The organism is Paenibacillus marchantiae (genome assembly GCF_028771845.1).
In the GTDB taxonomy this organism is placed as follows: Bacteria; Bacillota; Bacilli; order Paenibacillales; family Paenibacillaceae; genus Paenibacillus; species Paenibacillus marchantiae.
In genome coordinates this window covers 2,542,041-2,562,197 of the sequence record NZ_CP118270.1, presented here as the reverse complement: position 1 = coordinate 2,562,197, position 20,157 = coordinate 2,542,041, and the positions used below count along the sequence as shown (strand labels likewise).

At 45.7% G+C, this 20,157-nt stretch carries 17 protein-coding genes; 5 read left to right on the top strand and 12 right to left on the bottom strand.

Translation table 11 applies throughout. The features are described 5' to 3' along the window. Window positions 1-9: 9 nt before the first annotated feature. From PTQ21_RS11555 to PTQ21_RS11530, 6 genes are all read right to left on the bottom strand, one after another. Entirely contained in the window at window positions 10-678 is a 669-nt protein-coding gene (locus PTQ21_RS11555) for a sugar transferase (protein WP_274569954.1), read from the bottom strand. Next, window positions 675-1,583, bottom strand: a complete 909-nt coding sequence (gene galU / locus PTQ21_RS11550) for a UTP--glucose-1-phosphate uridylyltransferase GalU (RefSeq protein ID WP_053783444.1) — start codon at window positions 1,581-1,583, stop codon at window positions 675-677. The genes PTQ21_RS11555 and galU overlap by 4 nt, the downstream gene beginning before the upstream one ends. A 266-nt stretch (window positions 1,584-1,849) precedes the next feature. Then, window positions 1,850-2,533 (bottom strand): CpsD/CapB family tyrosine-protein kinase, encoded by a 684-nt coding sequence (locus PTQ21_RS11545; protein ID WP_274569952.1) that lies wholly within the window; start codon window positions 2,531-2,533, stop codon window positions 1,850-1,852. Then, complete coding sequence (locus PTQ21_RS11540; protein ID WP_274569951.1) at window positions 2,514-3,266, bottom strand: YveK family protein; 753 nt, start codon at window positions 3,264-3,266, stop codon at window positions 2,514-2,516. Before PTQ21_RS11540 ends, PTQ21_RS11545 begins: the two co-directional genes overlap by 20 nt. A gap of 68 nt (window positions 3,267-3,334) precedes the next feature. Continuing rightward, window positions 3,335-4,093: a tyrosine-protein phosphatase gene (locus PTQ21_RS11535; protein WP_274569950.1), complete on the bottom strand. Its 759-nt coding sequence runs from the start codon at window positions 4,091-4,093 to the stop codon at window positions 3,335-3,337. Between the two features lie 151 nt (window positions 4,094-4,244). Beyond that, on the bottom strand, window positions 4,245-4,679 hold the full coding sequence (locus PTQ21_RS11530) for a hypothetical protein (protein ID WP_063564513.1): 435 nt from the start codon (window positions 4,677-4,679) through the stop codon (window positions 4,245-4,247). A 332-nt stretch (window positions 4,680-5,011) separates the two neighbouring features. Here PTQ21_RS11530 and PTQ21_RS11525 point away from each other — a divergent pair, with 332 nt between their 5' ends. Then, window positions 5,012-5,380 (top strand): helix-turn-helix domain-containing protein, encoded by a 369-nt coding sequence (locus PTQ21_RS11525; protein WP_063564514.1) that lies wholly within the window; start codon window positions 5,012-5,014, stop codon window positions 5,378-5,380. Window positions 5,381-5,511: 131 nt separating this feature from the next. Beyond that, window positions 5,512-6,656, top strand: a protein-coding gene (locus PTQ21_RS11520) for an IS3 family transposase (RefSeq protein WP_274568604.1) whose coding sequence is annotated in 2 segments (ribosomal slippage) — window positions 5,512-5,785 and window positions 5,785-6,656 — 1,146 coding nt in all. Because the reading frame shifts where the segments join, the coding sequence is not laid out codon by codon here. 115 nt (window positions 6,657-6,771) lie between these two features. Here the strand turns inward: PTQ21_RS11520 and PTQ21_RS11515 are convergent. Continuing rightward, entirely contained in the window at window positions 6,772-6,927 is a 156-nt protein-coding gene (locus PTQ21_RS11515; protein WP_157258495.1) for a hypothetical protein, read from the bottom strand. Window positions 6,928-7,148: 221 nt separating this feature from the next. Further along, entirely contained in the window at window positions 7,149-11,747 is a 4,599-nt protein-coding gene (gltB, locus tag PTQ21_RS11510) for a glutamate synthase large subunit (protein ID WP_274569949.1), read from the bottom strand. A 110-nt stretch (window positions 11,748-11,857) separates the two neighbouring features. Here gltB and PTQ21_RS11505 point away from each other — a divergent pair, with 110 nt between their 5' ends. Then, the gene (locus PTQ21_RS11505) at window positions 11,858-11,998 is read left to right on the top strand and encodes a hypothetical protein (RefSeq protein ID WP_176854580.1); all 141 of its coding nucleotides are present in this window, start codon (window positions 11,858-11,860) and stop codon (window positions 11,996-11,998) included. Window positions 11,999-12,420: 422 nt separating this feature from the next. Here PTQ21_RS11505 and PTQ21_RS11500 read toward each other — a convergent pair whose 3' ends face one another. Both PTQ21_RS11500 and PTQ21_RS11495 read right to left on the bottom strand, forming a co-directional pair. Beyond that, on the bottom strand, window positions 12,421-14,703 hold the full coding sequence (locus tag PTQ21_RS11500; protein WP_274569948.1) for a YhgE/Pip family protein: 2,283 nt from the start codon (window positions 14,701-14,703) through the stop codon (window positions 12,421-12,423). Window positions 14,704-14,910: 207 nt separating this feature from the next. Next, window positions 14,911-15,495: a TetR/AcrR family transcriptional regulator gene (locus PTQ21_RS11495; protein ID WP_072734357.1), complete on the bottom strand. Its 585-nt coding sequence runs from the start codon at window positions 15,493-15,495 to the stop codon at window positions 14,911-14,913. A gap of 357 nt (window positions 15,496-15,852) precedes the next feature. Between PTQ21_RS11495 and PTQ21_RS11490 the strand changes: the two genes are divergently transcribed. Then, window positions 15,853-17,073: an MGDG synthase family glycosyltransferase gene (locus PTQ21_RS11490; protein ID WP_090953114.1), complete on the top strand. Its 1,221-nt coding sequence runs from the start codon at window positions 15,853-15,855 to the stop codon at window positions 17,071-17,073. Window positions 17,074-17,350: 277 nt separating this feature from the next. Here the strand turns inward: PTQ21_RS11490 and PTQ21_RS11485 are convergent, their stop codons facing one another. Then, a complete protein-coding gene (locus PTQ21_RS11485) occupies window positions 17,351-18,208 on the bottom strand; it encodes a cell wall hydrolase (RefSeq protein WP_274569946.1) in 858 nt (285 codons plus the stop codon). A 130-nt stretch (window positions 18,209-18,338) separates the two neighbouring features. Further along, entirely contained in the window at window positions 18,339-18,947 is a 609-nt protein-coding gene (thpR, locus tag PTQ21_RS11480) for an RNA 2',3'-cyclic phosphodiesterase (RefSeq protein ID WP_274569945.1), read from the bottom strand. A 189-nt stretch (window positions 18,948-19,136) separates the two neighbouring features. Here thpR and PTQ21_RS11475 point away from each other — a divergent pair, with 189 nt between their 5' ends. Then, the gene (locus PTQ21_RS11475) at window positions 19,137-20,093 is read left to right on the top strand and encodes a D-2-hydroxyacid dehydrogenase (protein WP_274569943.1); all 957 of its coding nucleotides are present in this window, start codon (window positions 19,137-19,139) and stop codon (window positions 20,091-20,093) included. Window positions 20,094-20,157 lie beyond the last annotated feature (64 nt).

The following is a 20,157-nucleotide window of genomic DNA, read 5'->3' as shown; positions in this document are numbered from 1 at the left end:
ATGAGTAGGTTAAAATGTATTACTTTTGATCATAACGCCAACGGTTTTAAAAATGATAATGATATCCATTTTTAAAGATACGTTAGAGATGTAGTGAAAATCATATTGCAGATTATGATGAATCGGTTCCTTACGAACATCACTTACTTGCCATAATCCAGTAATCCCTGGTTTCACCAGAAAACGTCTGCGCTCCAGATCCGTGTAGCTTTCTTCTACGATTCGCTTCATTTCAGGTCTGGGACCTATGAAGCTCATGTCACCCTTGATAATATTAAGCAATTGTGGCAGCTCATCCATGCTAGTTTTACGAAGCAATCTACCCAGCCGTGTAATTCTTGGATCATTACTTGTCGTTGGAGATACGCCATATTTCGGCGCATCCGTACGCATCGTTCTGAATTTATAAATACTAAATTTAACTCCGTTTTTCCCGTAACGTTCTTGTCTGAATATTACAGGTCCTTTGGAATCAAGCTTAATCATAATTGCTGCAACAAGCATGACCGGTGATGTAATCAGCAACAGCACAGCCGCAATAATAAAATCGATAAACGGTTTTATTACGTCAGCATATCCGCCAACACGCTGGGAGTAAGGCTGTTCTAATACTGCCGAAGTGCCATCCTTGGCCAGGGCTTCTCCACTCCCAAAGTATTCCGGTCTTGAAAGTTTCACAGACTATCCCCTCCTGCTACAAGCATTTGGTTCAATTGTTCCTTCATCAGAATCTCTTCTATCGCCATTAGGACCGGCGCACGCAATTCTTTATTTTTGAGAGCAAAATCAAGTGTGGTCAGGATATAGCCCAGCTTCTCACCGACGTCAAACCGGGAGCCTTCAAAATCATAAGCACTAATTCCTTCATCCCGATTCAGCATTTGCAGCGCATCCGTGAGTTGAATCTCACCACCCGCACCCACATTTTGTTCTTCCAGATACTCAAATACTTTAGGTGTCAAAATATAACGGCCCATAATAGCCAAGTTGGAAGGTGCTGTACCCAACGGGGGTTTTTCAACCATGCTGTTTACAGAGGATAAGCGTCCCTCTGTATGCAGGGGATCAATAATTCCGTAGCGGTAGGTTTCACTTGGACTCACCGTTTTCACACCGAGTACAGATTGTTTGACCTTCTCATATTGCTGAATTAACTGCTTCGTGCACGGTACTTCAGAAACCACAATATCATCGCCGAGCAAGACAGCAAACGGTTCATTGCCAATAAAGTTTCGAGCACACCATACCGCATGCCCGAGTCCCAGCGCTTCCTTCTGCCTTATGTAATGAATATCAACGTTGGAGGACTTCCGGACTTCTTCCAGTAAGCTGAGCTTTCCTTTTTCGAGCAGATTTTGCTCCAATTCAAACGCGCTATCAAAATGATCTTCAATCGCACGTTTTCCCTTGCCCGTTACAATAATAATGTCCTCAATTCCGGAAGCTACAGCTTCTTCAACGATGTATTGAATGGTCGGTTTATCCACAATAGGGAGCATTTCTTTAGGCATTGCCTTTGTAGCGGGTAAAAATCGGGTTCCCAAGCCGGCTGCGGGAATGATTGCTTTCCTCACTTTAGTCATAAATACCACCCTATCCATTATTATTTTTTTATGTTTAAAAGCATGAGTTGGATCATTTAAATCCATGAAACCATGAAACCATGAAATAAATTGATGCAATTCTTACTTTTAATTTCATAAAAGGGCATTAAACCCAACCTCACATCACACCCTTGACGATATACGTCTAAGGTACACTACCCACAGTGTGACCGAGTGCCTACCTTGATAAAGGTATAGTAGACATCACCTTGACGATATGATCTTTAGTTTAATGCGCACATTCGTTATGCATTTCCGCCGTAATAAGAACTCCGACTTTTGGGCAGCTGCACATTATTCAAGACCGCTCCGAGGATACGTGCGTTCACATGTTCGAGATGGGCTTTTGCCTTTTTAACGAAATCCTTCTTCACCTTGCCCGCGCTCACAACAAGAATGACACCATCACACAATGAACTAATAATTAAAGCGTCCGTAACTGCCAGAACAGGAGGTGTATCAAATAAAATCACATCGTATTCTTCCTTCAAATCCTGGAGCAAAGCCGTCATTTTACGAGATCCAATCATCTCTGAAGGGTTAGGAGGTATAGGGCCGGAAGACAGGACATGCAGTCCTTCCACTCCAGTTTCCCGAAGTACTTCCGTAACTTTATACTGGCTGGATAATACACTGGTCAGACCTACATGGTTAGGAACATTAAACATGCGATGCACCGCAGGTTTTCGCAGGTCCGTATCCATAAGCAGTACCTTTTTTCCTTCTTGGGCATAGGTAACTGCCAGATTGCCGATCGTTGTAGTTTTCCCTTCGCCGGACAATGCCGAAGCAATCATGATCGTTTGAATCTGACTATCAATCGATGAGAATTGGATATTGGTTCTTAACTTCCGATATGCTTCAGATGATGTAGACTTGGGATTAGCCATCGTTACAAGGGTCCCTTTTTCATTGGTTAACCGTGGCATACTGGCCATCACCTACCTGTTTTTGAGATGTTGTTGATTGCTTGGAAAAACGGGCGTCTTCTTTTCGGATTCTCGAGATGACGGCTAGTGCAGGTATACGCAGTTCTTTTTCCAATTCATCCTCTGTTTTCAAAGTATCGTCCAAGTATTCCAACAGGAATATCAACCCTATAGATAATAGAAGTCCGACAAAGAAACTGATTAGGATGTTCATAACGGGATTGACATTGATGGGTCCAGAGGAATCCGTGGGTTTGGCTTCACTCAGAATGGTTACATTATCCACTTTCATAATTACGGGGATTTGGGATTTAAACACTTTGGCAACGGCATTTACGGTTTTTGCCGCTTTCTCAGAAGATAAACCGGTGACGGTTAAATTCATAACCTGGGATTCATTTGCCGTGGATACCCGTAGGATCTGTCCCAGCTCATTACCGTTCATGCCAAGATCGGGGTATGTAGTAGCTACTTTATCGAGGATTGCCGAAGATTTAATGATTTCCATATAAGAACTAATTACTTTAATATTGGTTTGAATTGAACTAATATCAAGGCTTGGAACACCTTGAACGTTATATGCCTGGTTCACGATTAATTTAGCGTTCGCCTCATATAGAGGTACCGTTAAAAAATAACTTTTAACCCCTGCCCCAATACATGCAACAGCAACAAAAGCAATAATGATCCAAATTCGTTTTCGTAAAATTTGCATATACTCTTTTAGCTCCATCTCGTATCCCTCCTATTTAAGTCAGCAAATTATGATGCAGATTGTCTCTTCTGTATATATTTAGCTGGTTACCAGAACAACAATCTACGCTTCATAATTACGGGTTCTTCCGGCTTTATGATTTGATTGTTCCAGACCGAACACGCATTATTTTGCAAATTTTGAACTAGACGATCTCCAAATCGGCGTTCAAGCAGGTGATATGCAGCTTTCATTGAAAATGTTCTTTCTTCCAAATTATGAGCATCCGATGAAATGAAATGAAATCCGTTTTCTTTGCAAAAATGAAAACACCATCTCTGAACTTTTCGCCCGAAAAGTCCTATGACCGATTGAGCCGTGATTTGACATAAAGCACCTTGCCCAAGATATTCAACCAATAAATCGGGATTGTTCTGGATTAGACGATTTCGTTCGGGATGAGCAATAATAGGAATGATACCCGCCAACTTAAGTTCTTGGAGTATCCCGGGGAACTGCGAGGGGATATGACCAAAGGGCAATTCCAGCAACATGTATCGGCTCCCGGCGAGTGTGCAGCACTTTCCTGCGTATAAGTCTGCAATCAGGTTGTCATGCACCCTGATCTCCTGTCCGGGACGGATCTCCAAGCAAATGTTGCGTTTGCGAAGTTCTGCATGTAGCAGGTCCACTGCCTGATTGACCACGTTGGGTTGATTGTTGTACTGCCCGTTCAGGTGATGCGGAGTAGCAATAATCGAGGTAATTCCTGAGGCTGCCGCTTTCTCAGCCATCGCAATGGACTGCTCCATATGAACAGGGCCATCATCCAGACCGGATAAAATGTGGCAGTGCATTTCAACCATATCCAAACTTCCTCAATGTATGATCCCCCTCGCCCCTTTATTCATTGCGCAAATGCTTTTGGTGTTAAAGAACTAATGCATAACGCTATGAAATATAGTAAAATGGCGTTAAGTACATGCTTGTTCAGAATATGTTTAGAATGTGTTCATTTCATATGGTAAAATCAATGTAATGATAGGTTTCCTGCAAGTTAGGTTGTTCCGATGCCTTCTCATACTGAAACCGGGAAACGGTCGGAAACTGAACTTCTCGAATCATTGTATTTAACTGTCCCGTTATATATAGTGTCTGCTCTTGCTGAATATGCAAGTTTGAATGATACAATGTGAGCTCACCGAAGGGCTGTTTCCATTGCAGCTTTGCGTGGAGTCGCACACATACATGGCTATCTTCTACATCCAAACCAATTAGCATCTCTGGTGATATCGGCAAGTCCAGGTCGCTCAGGAAGGTGATCGCTCTTGTGTCCATACCTAGCAGCAGAACGGGGCGTCTTTTGCGGTCTACCAATTTGCCATGAAACTCCTGAATGTACATATGGACATTTAATTTGAGATCCGCCCATTCCTGAATCATTGAATTCATGGCTTCATTCCTTTAGAATGGATTAGCTTGCAAGAGTTGCCTATACTCCTTCTCACAGGTATATTGGCTAGGCAACGTGGTCATACTTAAAATATCCCATATGATACATTTTGTAACTCCATACGTCCAATTTACGATACAATTTGTATCATGTCAAGCAGTATTTGGACATGGTTCTTTTGATTTACGACAATATGAGATGTCCTTAGACAGACCTATATACAACTAGGACTACTAAGGCGTTACGATGATGCAGGAAAGCTGCCCTGATCAAACACTTGGCTCAGGATTGTTTCAATATATATTTGATGGCGTTCAGGGGGAAATAGCATATGAGCTACGGAAATCGCATTGCTGAATTAAGGGAACAGCGGGGACTTACTCAAGAAGAACTTGCGAGCTCCATTCATATTACAAGAGCTGCTCTCTCCCACTACGAGAAAAACCGACGCAAACCGGATTTCGAAGTGTTAACGAGACTTGCTGACATCTTTGGCGTATCTATTGATTATCTCATTGGACGGACGAAACAAAATGATGTCGTAATGGATGAGGACGTAAGGGAGTTCGTGGACGCCCTTGAATTATCAGATAAGGAAGTGCTGGAACGCTTCGGCCTGATGATTGATGGCAAACCCTTAACAGAAGAAGAGGCACGTCGTTTTATTGCTTTTGTCCGCATGGAGCGTAGTATGGATTAAACCGCAAAGAAGACCCAGTACCGAGAAAACATCACTGGAACTGACCCCATAACGAGAGACAAATTAAAACACCTTCAAGTGAATGAAACCTTGTCGTAAGATAAGGAGATCATCTTGGAGGTGTTTTTGCATTGGCAACTAGAGTAAGTTATCCCGTGGAACTAAAGATGAAAGCCATAGAAATGAGATTAGCAGAAGTACCCGTAAAAGAAGTTATGGAGAAACTGGGGATACGGAATGAATCACAGCTGAAAACGTGGATGAGGTGGTATCGAAAAGGAGAAGTTCATCGCCTGGAGCAACCCGTAGGCAAGCAATATAGCTATGGAAAAGGCCCAGGTCACTCCACAGAGCTCGAAAAAGTTAAAGCAGAAAACCGTTTCCTGAAGCAACAATTGGAACTGCTAAAAAAGTACAAGGAATTGGAACGGAGGTGGAAGCTGAGGTCGTCATCGCCTGGATTGAATCCATTCGAGAAGAAGTAACTATATCTGAGGCTTGTACATGGCTTGGAATTGCTCGTGCGACCTACTACCGCTGGAAGGCAGCCGTTGAGAGGAAGCGCCCAGATCCAACAGTGGAGAAAGTCATCCAACTTTGCACTCAACACAAGTTTCGGTATGGGTATCGAAAGATCACTGCCTTACTTCGATCAGAAGGTCCAATTAATCACAAGAGAGTTCAGCGAATCATGCAGTGCGAGGGATTACAATGCCGAGTGAGGATCAAGAAGCGAAAAACGACTGGGCAACCGGCACAACCAGCGGAACATCTGCTTAAACGAAAGTTTCATGCAGAAGCTCCGTTGCAAAAATTGGTGACTGACATTACGTATTTGCCGTTTGGTAACAAAATGTTGTACCTTTCAAGCATTTTGGATCTGTACAACGGAGAAATTGTCGCTTACAGTATAGCGGACAAGCAGGACACATGCTTAGTTCTGGATACATTGAATCAACTTCCAGAGCGAAGCAATATGCTGCTCCATAGCGACCAAGGTAGCGTGTACACGTCCCAGAATTACCAGGCTGTAGTAAAGGGAAAGGGCATTATCATGAGCATGTCCCGAAAAGGAACGCCCGCTGATAATGCCCCCATAGAGTCGTTTCATTCCACACTAAAGTCTGAAACGTTCTACCTCGAAGATCTGATGTCTACAACGACGGCCATCGTTGAACAGACCGTTCGAAACTACATTACTTACTATAACTCAATTCGAATTCAAACAAAACTAAATAACCAGTCTCCGATGGATTTCCGAAGACTGGCTACTTAACTTGCAAGGTGTTTTGATCCCTGTCTCACAAAAGGGGTGCAGTCCCACTCTCCGGTTGCTGGGCTTTTTTATGTCTTGATTTCCCTCCATCTATTCTAGGCTTGTCGATGTGTTATCAAGCACGCTTGTTGTTGTCGGAGGATACGAAATGGTTCCAACGCTCCGGGTCGATTCCGCATTGCAGTAAAACTTTCATGATGTCCATCTGGGTTGCTTCGACTGGTTTACCTTTCGGCTTACGATCGCCCCTGTTTGGTTGCTTCATATTCATTCCGCTAACCTCTCTTATCTTTATACTTTCCCTGCACTCCAAAACTAGCCTAATTATACTTGAGAAAGTTCTTCAATGTTGTCGTCTCATGGCGATAGCGTTTTTTGTGCGGGTTCTAATTTTGTCGAAAACCAAATAGGAGCTCTACAGCGCCGCATTGGCCGCCATAAAGCTCCTATTATTCTTAATACAACCCGTTCATGCAATCGGACAGGAATATATTAACCTCCTGTACGTGCAAGTTCACGCATGTTGGCTTCAAAAGCAGCCAGCAAAGCAGCCTCTCCGGTCAGGCCCGTTGCCTGAATCCGTTCGATTTGCTCGGTCATTCGTTTGAAGTCCTTCGGAATAACACGAACAAATTGATCTACAGATTGCTGCCAGTTATCCAGAATGCGATGACCAACGGCACTACCTGTATTCGCAACATGACGTTGAATCATGCCTCGCAGATCTGCACTCTCAGAAACATCTTCGATACGCTCCAAAAGTACCATTTCCAGATTACAACGTTTCAGGAATGTGCCTTTTGGATCATACACATAAGCAATACCTCCGGACATCCCGGCTGCAAAGTTACGACCTGTATCACCCAGAACGACGACACGGCCACCTGTCATGTACTCACAACCATGGTCGCCTACACCTTCAACAACCACTTTGGCACCCGAGTTCCGTACAGCAAACCGCTCCCCAGCAATACCACGAATATAAGCTTCACCACTGGTTGCCCCGTATAGAGCCGTGTTACCAATGATGATGTTATCTTCGGCATCAAATGTGGCTTTTGGTGAAGGCATGACGATCAGTTTACCTCCGGACAACCCTTTACCTACATAGTCATTGGAATCCCCTTCAACGGTCAATGTCATACCTTTAGGTACAAAGGCCCCAAAGCTTTGTCCAGCGGAGCCGACAAATTTGAATTGAACCGTATCTTCCGGTAATCCTACAATTCCATATTTGCGCGTGATTTCACTACCCAAAATGGTTCCTACTGCACGGTTAACGTTGGTAATTGGAAGCACCGCTTCAACCGGTTGACCAGATTCAAGCGCAGGTTGCGCCAATGGCAACAACTGCTGCATATCCAGCGTCTCCTCCAATTGGTGGTTTTGATGCTGTGTACGGTAACGTGCAGAGCCTTCCGGCATTTCAGGCACATGCAGTAATACGGACAGATCTACACCTTTCTTCTTCCAGTGGTCTACAGCCTCTACTGTTTCAAGGCAATCTGTACGACCCACCATTTCCTGAATCGTACGGAAACCAAGATCAGCCATGATTTCACGAACGTCTTCAGCGACAAAACGCATGAAGTTAACGACATGAGCAGGATCTCCCGTGTAATTTTTACGCAATTCAGGGTTTTGTGTTGCTACACCTACCGGACATGTATCCATCTGGCAGACACGCATCATGATACAGCCGAGTGCAACGAGTGGTGCTGTAGAGAATCCATACTCCTCAGCTCCCAGCAAAGCAGCAATGGCCAAGTCACGACCATTCAGCATTTTGCCGTCAGTTTCCAGCACGACACGGTCACGCAGATTGTTCAGCATCAACGTTTGATGCGTTTCTGCAAGTCCCAACTCCCAAGGCATACCCGCGTGGCGAATCGAACCTTGTGGAGAAGCACCTGTTCCACCGTCATAACCGCTTACTAGGATAATGTCAGCACGACCTTTAGCTACACCAGCAGCAATCGTTCCAACGCCTACTTCGGATACCAATTTAACGTTGATCTCTGCACGTGGATTGGCATTTTTCAAGTCATAGATCAACTCAGCCAGATCCTCAATCGAATAGATATCATGATGCGGTGGCGGAGAGATCAGACCTACACCCGGTGTTGATCCACGAACCTCAGCAACCCAAGGGTATACCTTACGTCCAGGCAGCTGTCCACCTTCACCCGGTTTTGCTCCCTGTGCCATCTTGATCTGAATCTCGTCAGCATTGACCAGATAGTTGGATGTTACACCAAAACGTCCGGATGCCACCTGTTTGATCGCACTACGACGAGAATCACCGTTACTATCTTTAATGAAGCGAGCCGGATCTTCGCCGCCTTCACCTGTATTGGATTTACCACCAACACGGTTCATCGCAATAGCGAGATCTTCGTGTGCCTCTTTGCTGATTGAACCGAAGGACATTGCCCCTGTTTTGAAACGACGCATAATGTCTTCGACGGACTCTACTTCTTCCAAAGGAATCGCAGGACCGACCGGTTTTAGTCTCAGCATGGAGCGAATGGTCAGCAACTGATCATTTTCTCCTTGCACGAGTTTGGAATACTTTTTATACAGTTTGTAATCGCCCGTACGTACTGCATGCTGCAGCGTATGGATCGTTTGCGGATTGAACAAATGCTCTTCTCCGTCGTTACGCCATTGGTATTCCCCGCCGGAATCCAGCACTTTGTCATTACCATCCTTGTCCGTAAAGGCACGGTTGTGATGAGTCAATGCTTCGGCAGCCACTTCTTCCAGGCCAATCCCGCCAATTCGGGAAGGCGTCCACGTAAAGTAACGGTCAACGAAGTCCGATTTCAGACCCACGGCTTCAAAGATTTGAGCTCCACGATAGGATTGAATCGTCGAGATTCCCATTTTGGACAATATTTTAATAACGCCCTTGGTAGCGGCTTTAATATAGTTCTTCACGGCTTTCTCATGTGAGATGCCACGCAGCAACCCTTGCTGAATCATGTCATCCAGCGTTTCAAACGCCAGATAAGGGTTCACCGCACTTACGCCGTAACCAAGCAACAAGGCATAGTGATGAATATCACGCGGCTCTGCCGATTCCAGCAAAATGCTAACTTTGGTTCTGGTTCCTTTACGAATCAGATGGTGATGCAAACCTGCTACAGCCAGCAATGCTGGAATAGCCGCATTCTCAGCGTCCACACCACGGTCAGACAGGATCAAAATGTTGTGACCTTTGTCAATGACACGGTCTGAAGCTTCGAAGAGCAGTTCCATCGCTTTGCGAAGTCCTTCTGCACCCTCTTTTGCTGTAAAGAAGATCGGAATCGTCATGGAACGGAAGCCCGGACGACGAACGTGGCGAATCTTCGCAAAATCCTCATTAGAAAGTACCGGTGTATCCAAACGAATCTGACGACAGCTCTCCGGTTCAGGATTCAGCAGGTTACGCTCAGGTCCGATCGTTGTTGCCGTAGACGTTACAATCTCTTCACGAATCGCATCGATCGGTGGATTGGTAACTTGTGCAAACATCTGCTTAAAATAGTTGTACAGACGCTGTGGACGATCCGAAAGAACCGCAAGCGGCGCATCATAACCCATGGAGCCTGTAGCTTCCATACCTGTTGAAGCCATGGGCTCCAACACTTTGCGCAATTCTTCAAATGTATATCCATACGCCAGCTGAAGCTGGGTTACGTTATCATGTTTTGGATCAGGCAGTTCCGGTGCATCCGGCAGCTCATTCAGATCCATCAGATGCTCATCGAGCCAATCCTGATACGGATTCTCGGCCGCAATGAGAGCTTTCACTTCCTCATCCGCGATGATCCGTCCTTGTTGTGTATCGACAAGCAGCATACGTCCAGGACGCAGACGATCTTTATAGAGAATTTCTTCAGGAGCGATATCAAGTACCCCTACCTCGGAGGACAAAATAATACGATCGTCTTTCGTTACATAGTAACGTGCAGGACGCAGACCATTACGGTCAAGAGTTGCACCAATCTGCAAACCGTCCGTAAAGGCCATTGCTGCTGGTCCATCCCAAGGCTCCATCATCGTGCTGTGGTATTCATAGAATGCCTTTTTGGCAGGGTCCATTCCCTCATCTGTACTCCAAGGCTCAGGAACCATCATCATGGCCACGTGTGGCAATGAACGGCCGCTCAAATACAGGAACTCCAGCGTGTTATCAAACATTGCTGTATCCGAACCATCCGGATTGATAACCGGTTTTACTTTCGAGATGTCGTTACCAAACAATTCGCTCTCAAACAGCGACTGCCGGGCATGCATCCAGTTCACGTTACCACGCATCGTATTGATCTCACCGTTGTGGATCATGAAGCGATACGGGTGAGCACGTTCCCAGCTTGGGAATGTATTCGTACTGAAACGGGAGTGAACAAGCGCAATCGCTGATTCCACGAGATCTTCCTGAAGATCTAGATAGAACTGTCCCACCTGTTCCGTTGTGAGCATGCCTTTGTAGACGATTTTGCGACAGGACAAGCTTGGCAGGTAGAATGAACCACCTTCTGCTTCATCCGCCGAATAACGAATAGCCAGCTCCGCACGTCTACGAATGACGTACAATTTCCGTTCAAATCCCAATTCATCCTTAACATCTGTCGATCTTCCAATGAACACCTGACGCACATAAGGCTTCGCTGCAAGCGCAGAACGTCCCAGCATCTCATCAAACGTAGGCACATCCCGGAAACCCAGGAACGTCTGGCCTTCTTCTTCGATGATCTTCTTAAGGCTCTCTTCATGCGCGCTCCGAATGACAGGGTCCTGTGAAAGGAACAGCATCCCTACGCCATAGAAGCCCTGTTCAGGTAATGCAAAACCAAGTCGGTCCGCTTCCTGCGCAAAATAGCGATGTGGAATCTGGATCAAGATACCGGCTCCGTCACCGGAATTCGGCTCACTGCCCTGTCCTCCGCGGTGTTCCATGTTACTCAGCATGGTCAGTGCCTGACTAACGATGTCGTGTGAAGGTACTCCTTTGATGTTGGCAACAAAACCCATTCCGCATGCGTCTTTTTCGAACTGTGGGTCGTACAGACCCTGTTTAGGAGGTAATCCGATGTGTCTCATGGAACGCAACCTTTCTATAGTGAAGTATTTCGGAAAGATCAAGAACATAGGCAACAAGCAACAATGAAACGGAAGGAGCGGGCATTTCAATATGAATAAACACCTGCTAGATGAACGAGGCGACAGCAATAAGGGCTGTCAATCTTATAATTGCTGCTATTGCGGCAGAGGCCATCCATGAGATGAGCTGGTCCGGATCACCCGGTAAACAGCTTGGTATAACAACACGCAACCGCTGGCACGGCCGCTGATATGGAGCGACGTTTTTTGATATAGTTCTATTATTTTAACACCGACCTAACATCAGCGCAATTTAAACTTTTTAATACCTCTGATAAGAAATGTTTTGCAGTACAGCTTTAGTGTGCTGATGCTAAATTTCATATCTTTTTCGAATAATTATACACATTTTATGTCAGAGTACAACTAATTTTAATTGCTGACAAAAGAAAATCATTCCATATGTGGCCTGCATTTAACCATAGTTGGGCCAATTTCTCATACCATGCTCCAGCGAATATCTTCATCCTTATGCATTTGTATACAAAAAGAGTCTGCAACCCATTTTCGGGTCACAGACTCTTTGCACTATTTGACTACTATATTGCATAATTTTGATACTTGAGTTCAAAGTTTATTTTCACTATTCTGTCCTATTCCGGTTCAATTCGGCTTATGCCGTCACCACTTGACCGGATTCAGCCACTTCAGCTTCTTTTTTGCGACGTTTGCCGCTCCAAAGGAAGAAAGCCAAGGTCAGCAGCACAGATATACCTGCATAGATTGACAGAATACCGACCTGATGCCACATCACATCGAAATTGCCACTGGATACAACTGCTTTGAAGCCCATGATGCTGTGCGTCATTGGCAGCCAAGGGCTAAATGACTGGAGCCATGACGGAATCAGCTCTACCGGGAAGGTTCCCGCACTTGCTGCAAGCTGGAAGACCAATAACAGGATGACAACATAACGACCTGGCAAGTCAAGCCAAGTTACGAGGGCCTGAACAATAAACATAAAGGTTAGTCCCGTAAAGATCGTGAACAGATAGAACAGCGGTACGCTGTGCGTTTCCAGTCCAAGACCGTACAGCATGAAGCTTGCCACGATTACGGATTGGATAATGCTCACAAAACCGAATACGAGTGTACGGCTGACAAAACGGTTCCAACCCGTTGCGCCCGGTACGGAAGTTTCCCGCATTTTCAAAACAATCGTTGAAATCAGTGATCCAACAAACAAACCGATGGACAGGAAGAACGGCGTCAACCCTGTACCGTAATTGCTCACGTTCTCTGTTGTGTTCTCGGACGTATTCACAGGTTCGGCGAACATATTCACCACATCGTCCGTTTTCTTGACTTCTGACGTTTTCTGAGCTGCATCGTTCAGCTTGGTAGCCAGTTCGCTTGAGCCGTCTTTCAGCTCAGTTAAACCGTCTGCCAGCTTGCCTGCCCCATCACCGAGTTGTTTGGAGCCATCCGTTAGTGAATTCACGCCACCGCTCAGTTTACCTACACCCGTTTGCAGGGCTGTGGTTCCCGAGCCTAGTTGCTTGGCTCCATCTGCCAGCAATGTGCCGCCACTTGCAGCTTCACCCAGCTTGCCGCTAAACTGCTTCAGACCATCGGAGAGCTTCGCTCCGCCTTGGCTAAGTTGTCCAGCGCCCGCCAGCAATTGCTGCTGACCATCCACCAACTGGTTCGCACCCGTCAGAAGCTGCTCTTGGCCTCCATGCAGTTCGGATGCACCGGATGCCAGTTGCTGATTGCCCTGGTGCAATTGATCTGCACCCTGCGCAAGCTTCTGTTCGCTCTCATGCAATTGCTTACTGCCTTCAGCGACTGCTGCACTGGCTGCCAGCAGCTTCTGTACATCCTCACTGGCTGCCAGTTCAGGGTTGGATGCAGCTAGCTGCTTCAACCCGTCAGCAACGCCCTGGGCACCGTCAGCAACCTTGCTGCTGCCGTCTACTGCAGATTGCAGGCCAGTGGCCAAGGTGCCGCTGCCTTGGACTGCACTTTGCAGACCATCGGACAGCTTCGCACTGCCCTGCTCAGACGATTGTAGACCCGCTTGCAGCTTGCCTGCTCCGTCTACGGAAGACTTCAGTCCAGTTTCCAGCTTGGCACTGCCGTCCTTCAGCTGGTCTGCTCCGCTCTGAAGCTGGCTTGTTGCCGCCGCTTGAAGCTGCTGCAAACCGGATACCAGATTCGATGTTCCACTTTCAAGTTTGGTTGCACCCGTGTGCAGTGCATTGACACCGTCACTTAATGGAGACAAGCCATCCTGAAGTTCCAATGTACCGGATGCCAGCTTCGCCAGATTATCCTTGAGCTTCACAGCTCCATCATCCAGCTTGCCAGCGCCTGTATTCAAGTCTCCTGCGCCATCGCCAGCTTCAGCCAATCCGTCCGATACTTCGGAAAACTTGTCGAGCAGGGTCTCCGCATAGGATTCCGTTACTTTGGCCGAAACCTTAGCTTTCAGATCTTTGATGGCCGTTTTGCCAATCTGCGCACCCACAAAGCTGTAATTACCATTCGGTTCGTAGATTAGATCAGCCGGCTCTGGCTTGTCATCAAGCAACGTCGTTGCTTGGGAAGAAAAGTTTTCTGGGATCGTAATTTGCATATAATACTTGTCGTTTTCCATGCCTTCTTTAGCTTGACTGGCACTGACAAAATCCCATTTAAAATCTGCATTCTTCTTCAGTTCATCAACGAGGTCACTACCGACATGCAATGATTTGCCTTCTAGCTCTGCACCTTTATCAAGGTTAACAACCGCAACCGGCATTTCATCGACATGACCATATGGGTCCCAGTAGGCAGCCAAATAGATACCACTATATAGAATCGGTATAAACAAAATTGCAATAACGGGGATCAACACCTTCGGGTTTCTCACGGCCGATCCCACATCCTTGAAAAACACGGATAAAGATTTCATGTCATTTTCTCCCCTTGTTCTCTCTGCTTTCCAAGCAGAATAACCATAATGAAATTAATTTGATGCGTTCCGGAAAATTTACCGAAACACGAAGTGACCAATTTCCTCAAACGGTCACTTTAGAGCAAAAAAACAAACCTGTCTCTCGACAAGCCTCACTGCCTGTAATCGTATGACTAACCCATATTATAGTAGAATAAATTCGGGTTACGTTGCAGCAGCAGCAATTCCTTCCATTAAGAAAAGGCGAAAGTAATTCTTGATTTCCTCTTTGCTCAGCGGTTCGTGTTGCTTGCTCCAATCTGAGGTGAGGGCAATGTACAAACGAATCATCATAAAAGCTACTACCTGTGGATCACACTCACGAATCTCTCCGTTGTCTCTTGCCTTCTCAAGCTCCCGAGCCAGAAAATCGGAGATGACTTTCTCCACTTTCTCCAAACCTTCCTTGGCCTGAAGAGTTCCAAAATCCTTAAGCTCCTGGGACAATTTAACCAGCAAATCGTGATCACGGCGAAACTCCAGCAATGAATCAAGTACACGAAACAGATTATCAAAAAAAGCACTTTCCTGATGAACTTCACGATGAGCAATGTTTTTCATTTCCTGGATTACTTCCACCAAAATCTGATCAAACAATTGTTCCTTATTCGTAAAGAACGTGTAGATCGTTCCCTTGCCAACATTCGCAATCTTCGCTACCTGATCCATCGTGGTTGCCTTGTATCCAAACATGGCAAAAGACTGCGCAGCTGCATGAATGACCTGCTGTCTCCTGTCAATCGGAGCCATCATATCCCTCCTCGTTTTCGTTGATCGTCCTCTTTAAATGACCAAAAATACAATTCGGTCATTCGGTCAAAATCAAGATTACCACTCTCATCATCAGATTGCAACCCTAACATTAAAAAATTGTGTTAATTTTTTTTAACCGAAATGCAGTGGAAACTGCTTCTATCGTCGTCTATAGTGTATGATGACTCCAATAACACGGATAAAGACGAAGTTTTGATGTATCAGAACATTAACTATAGTGTAAATATGTAACGAATGAACATGATTTTCCGCTTCGCTGTATATTCTTGTAGTAATGCAACGTGCGGTATAACTGTGAATGTTAAATTTAAATTGATGAATAAAGGTGAACTCATGCGAAAACCAAGAGTGCTCTTGTTATCCGAAGGTTTCGGCACCGGTCACACCCAGGCCGCCCATGCGCTCGCAAGCGGCATTAAGAAAGTCAGTCCACATGTGCATAGTCGGGTCATTGAGCTCGGCAAATTTTTAAATCCAACCATGGCTCCGCTTATTCTGTCCGCATACCGCAAGACACTAACCGTTCAGCCCAAGCTGGTCAGTCTGCTGTATCGGACACAATATAACAAATCACTAAACGGATTTACGAAACTGGCCTTGCACCGGATTTTCTATACACAGACGGCTCAAGTCGTATCCCAATTGAAACCCGATGCCGTAATCTGTACCCATCCATTTCCGAATGCGGTCATCTCACGGCTGAAACGTCAGGGACTTAATATTCCACTATATACGCTGGTCACAGACTACGACGTACATGCAACGTGGATTAATCCCGAGGTCAACAAATATTTGGTATCCACACCTCAGGTAAAGGCTCTGCTTGAGATCAGGGGTGTTGAACCCTCTCGCATCCAAATCACCGGTATTCCTGTTCATCCTGACTTCTGGGAAGCAGGAGACAAGGTAAGCCTCCGACAGGAAATGGGGCTTCAGAACATGCCCACTGCTCTGCTAATGGGTGGCGGGTGGGGTCTTTCCTTTGATGAAGAGCATATGAAGGCCCTCACATCATGGGCGGATCGTGTACAGCTGCTGTTCTGTCTGGGAAGCAATGAGAAAATGATTGCCAAGCTGAAGGAAATGTCCTGCTTCCAACATCCCAATATACGCATTCTTGGGTATACCCGTGAGGTCAGCAAACTAATGGACGTATCCGATGTGCTCATTACGAAACCAGGTGGTATGACTTGTACAGAAGCATTGGCTAAAGGCCTGCCGATGTTATTCGTACCTCCATTGCCGGGACAGGAAGAAGAGAACTGTGAATATTTTGTACAAGCCGGATACGGCCAAGTCATTCACTCTGCTGACGTTATCGCCAATCGCTTCAGACATTTGTGTGAGCAGATCTATGCACCACGTGAAGCTGAAAGCCAGCTGAAATCAGTCCACAAACCAGGGAGCAGAAACACCTACGATCCAACGTGTTGTGCCCAGGCTGTCCATGATTTATTGTTCCCGGCTACAGCGGAAGTCACATCCGTACCTAAGGAACGCCTCACAGCCGGATTTGGGGCAACTTCGCTGTCAGGTACCCGAATCCCATTCTAGCAGCTCTATGACCCCTTATAGTCGTTCTACGAGGATGTTTTATCTCTTAAGGACATGCATAAAGAAGGTTCCCCTCCAATGATCCGGAAGGGAACCTTCTTTTATTTCATTCATATATACGTATGATTTGCTGCAAAAAAGGGTAATTTAAATAACAAACTCTCATCACCAATGAAATTAAAAACGACGAAATAAAACTGCATTACAGGGCTTTTCAAGGTCTATGTAGCAAATACATAGTTAACTACCCTGCCTGTTTGCAGAATTTACAGGTCAATTACTTGTAAAAAGTATGATGCCCGATCGTTTTTACTTTTTTCTGGGAGCGAGCCACTGTCAGATCATCCGCAAGCGTCAATGACAAGAAATAATACGTATCATCGGCGACTTCCTTTTTCCCATTCAACGCTGCATTAACTGCCTTGATACTGTCCTCATTAGGAGTAACACGTTTCAAGCGCCCGTTCGCTACAGGACTGAATTGAGATTTCTGGTAGATTACTTTGTAAATGGTATCGGGAAAATTGGCTGACCGCAGCCGGTTTAAGACAACATTGGCAACTGCCACTTTGCCTTCGTACGGTTCACCTTCCGCCTCTGCCATGACGATTTTTTGCAGCAGAAGCAGCTCTTTATCGGACACACTGTATGACCAGGTTGCAAGTTTCGAGTCTTCCTGGTTCAGGAGTTTGGTCCGTGTAAAGTAAAGTTTTTGGGGGGGAGTCGTAATTGCAGCTAACGCTTTGGCATGCTCAATCTTGGCCAATTTCAGAGCAGCTTCTTTCTTCGCTTTGGCCGCAGCTGCAGCTCGGGCCGCATGTTTAGCCTTGGCTTCTTTCTGTTCCTGCTCTTCTTGGGCAGCCGTCAGCCAGTTCTTGGCCGGGAGCGAATCGGTCCAGTTATCAGTCTGAATAGACGCATCAGTAGATAGACTTGTCCCGTCTTCCATCATTCGCCTGTCTCCGCTAAAAGAATTTTCGCTATTTTCTGCAGATGCCGCAAGTTCGGTCATCTGTTTGCTATCACTTGCCTCATTCCACTTACCAGTCGCCTGAACGACGTTAGCCCCCACTATACATACAAGCAGCACAGATAACATCGGTGCCACCCAACGATTCTTGCTTATAATATCCATTCGAAGATTCCTCCTGTCGAAACAATTCCCTAATCTAAGTAACCACAAAAAAAGAATTTGAATAACGATGGCTAATATTACATAGGGAATAACGTAATGTCAATGTGATTTTATGTCATATCAATGAGTTTCAGGAAAAAGAAAACATATCCACAACCCCATACATCGGCGCCTGACCTGGCTGTGTCACATAAAGCACAAAATCTTGCACCATCCAAGAATTAACACCTAAAAATTGTCCTGGAAGCACTTTAAATATCCCTTTATCTTCATTTCCTGGGTCCTGACCCAGAAATTTACGCGCAATCGTAATATGAGGAGAATAAGGTCTTAATTCGGCCTCGAATCCAAGGGAGGAAGTTGCGTCGACGATCCGTTTTTGCAGAAGATGAAGTTGATCCGTTTCTCCTTCAACACCTTTCCACAGCACCTTTGGCGCCTCTTCCAAACCGAACGTTCCCCAACCGGATAATTGCAGTTCAAAAGGCTGGAACCCGGCCGTTACCGAACGCAGCGCTTTCCGAAGTTGTCCAATGTCACTAACAAGGATATCTCCCAGAAATTGCAATGTAATATGATAATCCCGGTAGTCCGTCCATTTGCGAAAATCTAGCTTTCCTTGCACCTGTTCCGCAGACATCCGAAGTGAATTCTGAATATGTGCAGGCACCCGGAGTGCAATAAATAATCGTTCCCGTCGGGATGGAAGATCCGTATGTGAATTTAAATAGTTATTCATAGTATACACCTCATCTAAAGTTCGTTTTATTATTTCACAGTCGTCTCTATGGTTTCAAGCTGGTTAAGTATAGAGTGACACAATTTTTGGGATTTGCACAAGAGGCTGTATTCCTGCCTTTTACGCACATCACCTTCTTTTCTGCTACACTAATACCACAACTTATTTCAATTCAGGAGGCCACTAACTATGGGTAAAATTGTATGTTTTCCATCCTTGTCGACAAAGCAGCAAAACCGTATTCTGGATGCAGCACCAGGTTATACACTTACGGTTGGCAAAGCCAAAGAGATTGACACATCGGAGTTAAAAGAAGCCGAAATTATCTTAGGCTGGTCTCCTCTGGTAACTGAACATGCACTTGAAGAAAACAGCCCATTGAAATGGGTTCAGGTCTGGTCCGCAGGTGTGGACAACCTTCCTTTCTCAGATTTGGAACAAAAAAGTATATTGGTAACCAGTGCTAATGGCGTACACGCCATTCCCATTACCGAAATTATTCTGGGCATGATGTTGTCCCACAGCCGCTGGCTCAGACAAGCAATGCTGCACCAGCAGCAGGCAGAGTGGAAATCCCCAGGCAAACCACTTCCTGAACTGCATGGCAAAACAGCGGTTATCGTCGGTGTGGGAGAGATTGGATCAGAAACTGCGCGCATTCTCAAAGCACTGGGCATGAACGTCATTGGGGTTCGGCGCTCCGGAAAAGACGTTCCAAATGTAGACCAAATGTACAATATGTCCGGCTTACACGAAGCACTAGGGCAAGGCGATTACGTTATCAATATTTTGCCACTCACAGATGAAACGCATCATATCTATAATCAGTCTGCATTTGAGCATTTCAAATCCGGTTCCTGTTTCGTCAACGTGGGACGTGGCCCAAGCGTGAATACGGAAGCTCTGCTGGGTGCACTGGACAGTGGACAGTTAGCCTTTGCTGCACTTGACGTATTCGAGGAGGAGCCGCTCCCTGCCGACCATCCACTATGGGGTAAGGATAACGTTTTGATTACTCCACATATTGCAGGCAGTACAGAGCAATACACCGAGCGGGCACTTGATATTTTTGTTCAAAATTTGGAAGCATATATCGCCGGAAAAACCCTCCCGCTCAATCTGGTGAATTATAGTCATAAATACTAAAAATGCTAGATGTTCCTATGTGAAATTGTACAAATTCATGTAAGGTAGTTTCCCTACGAAAATC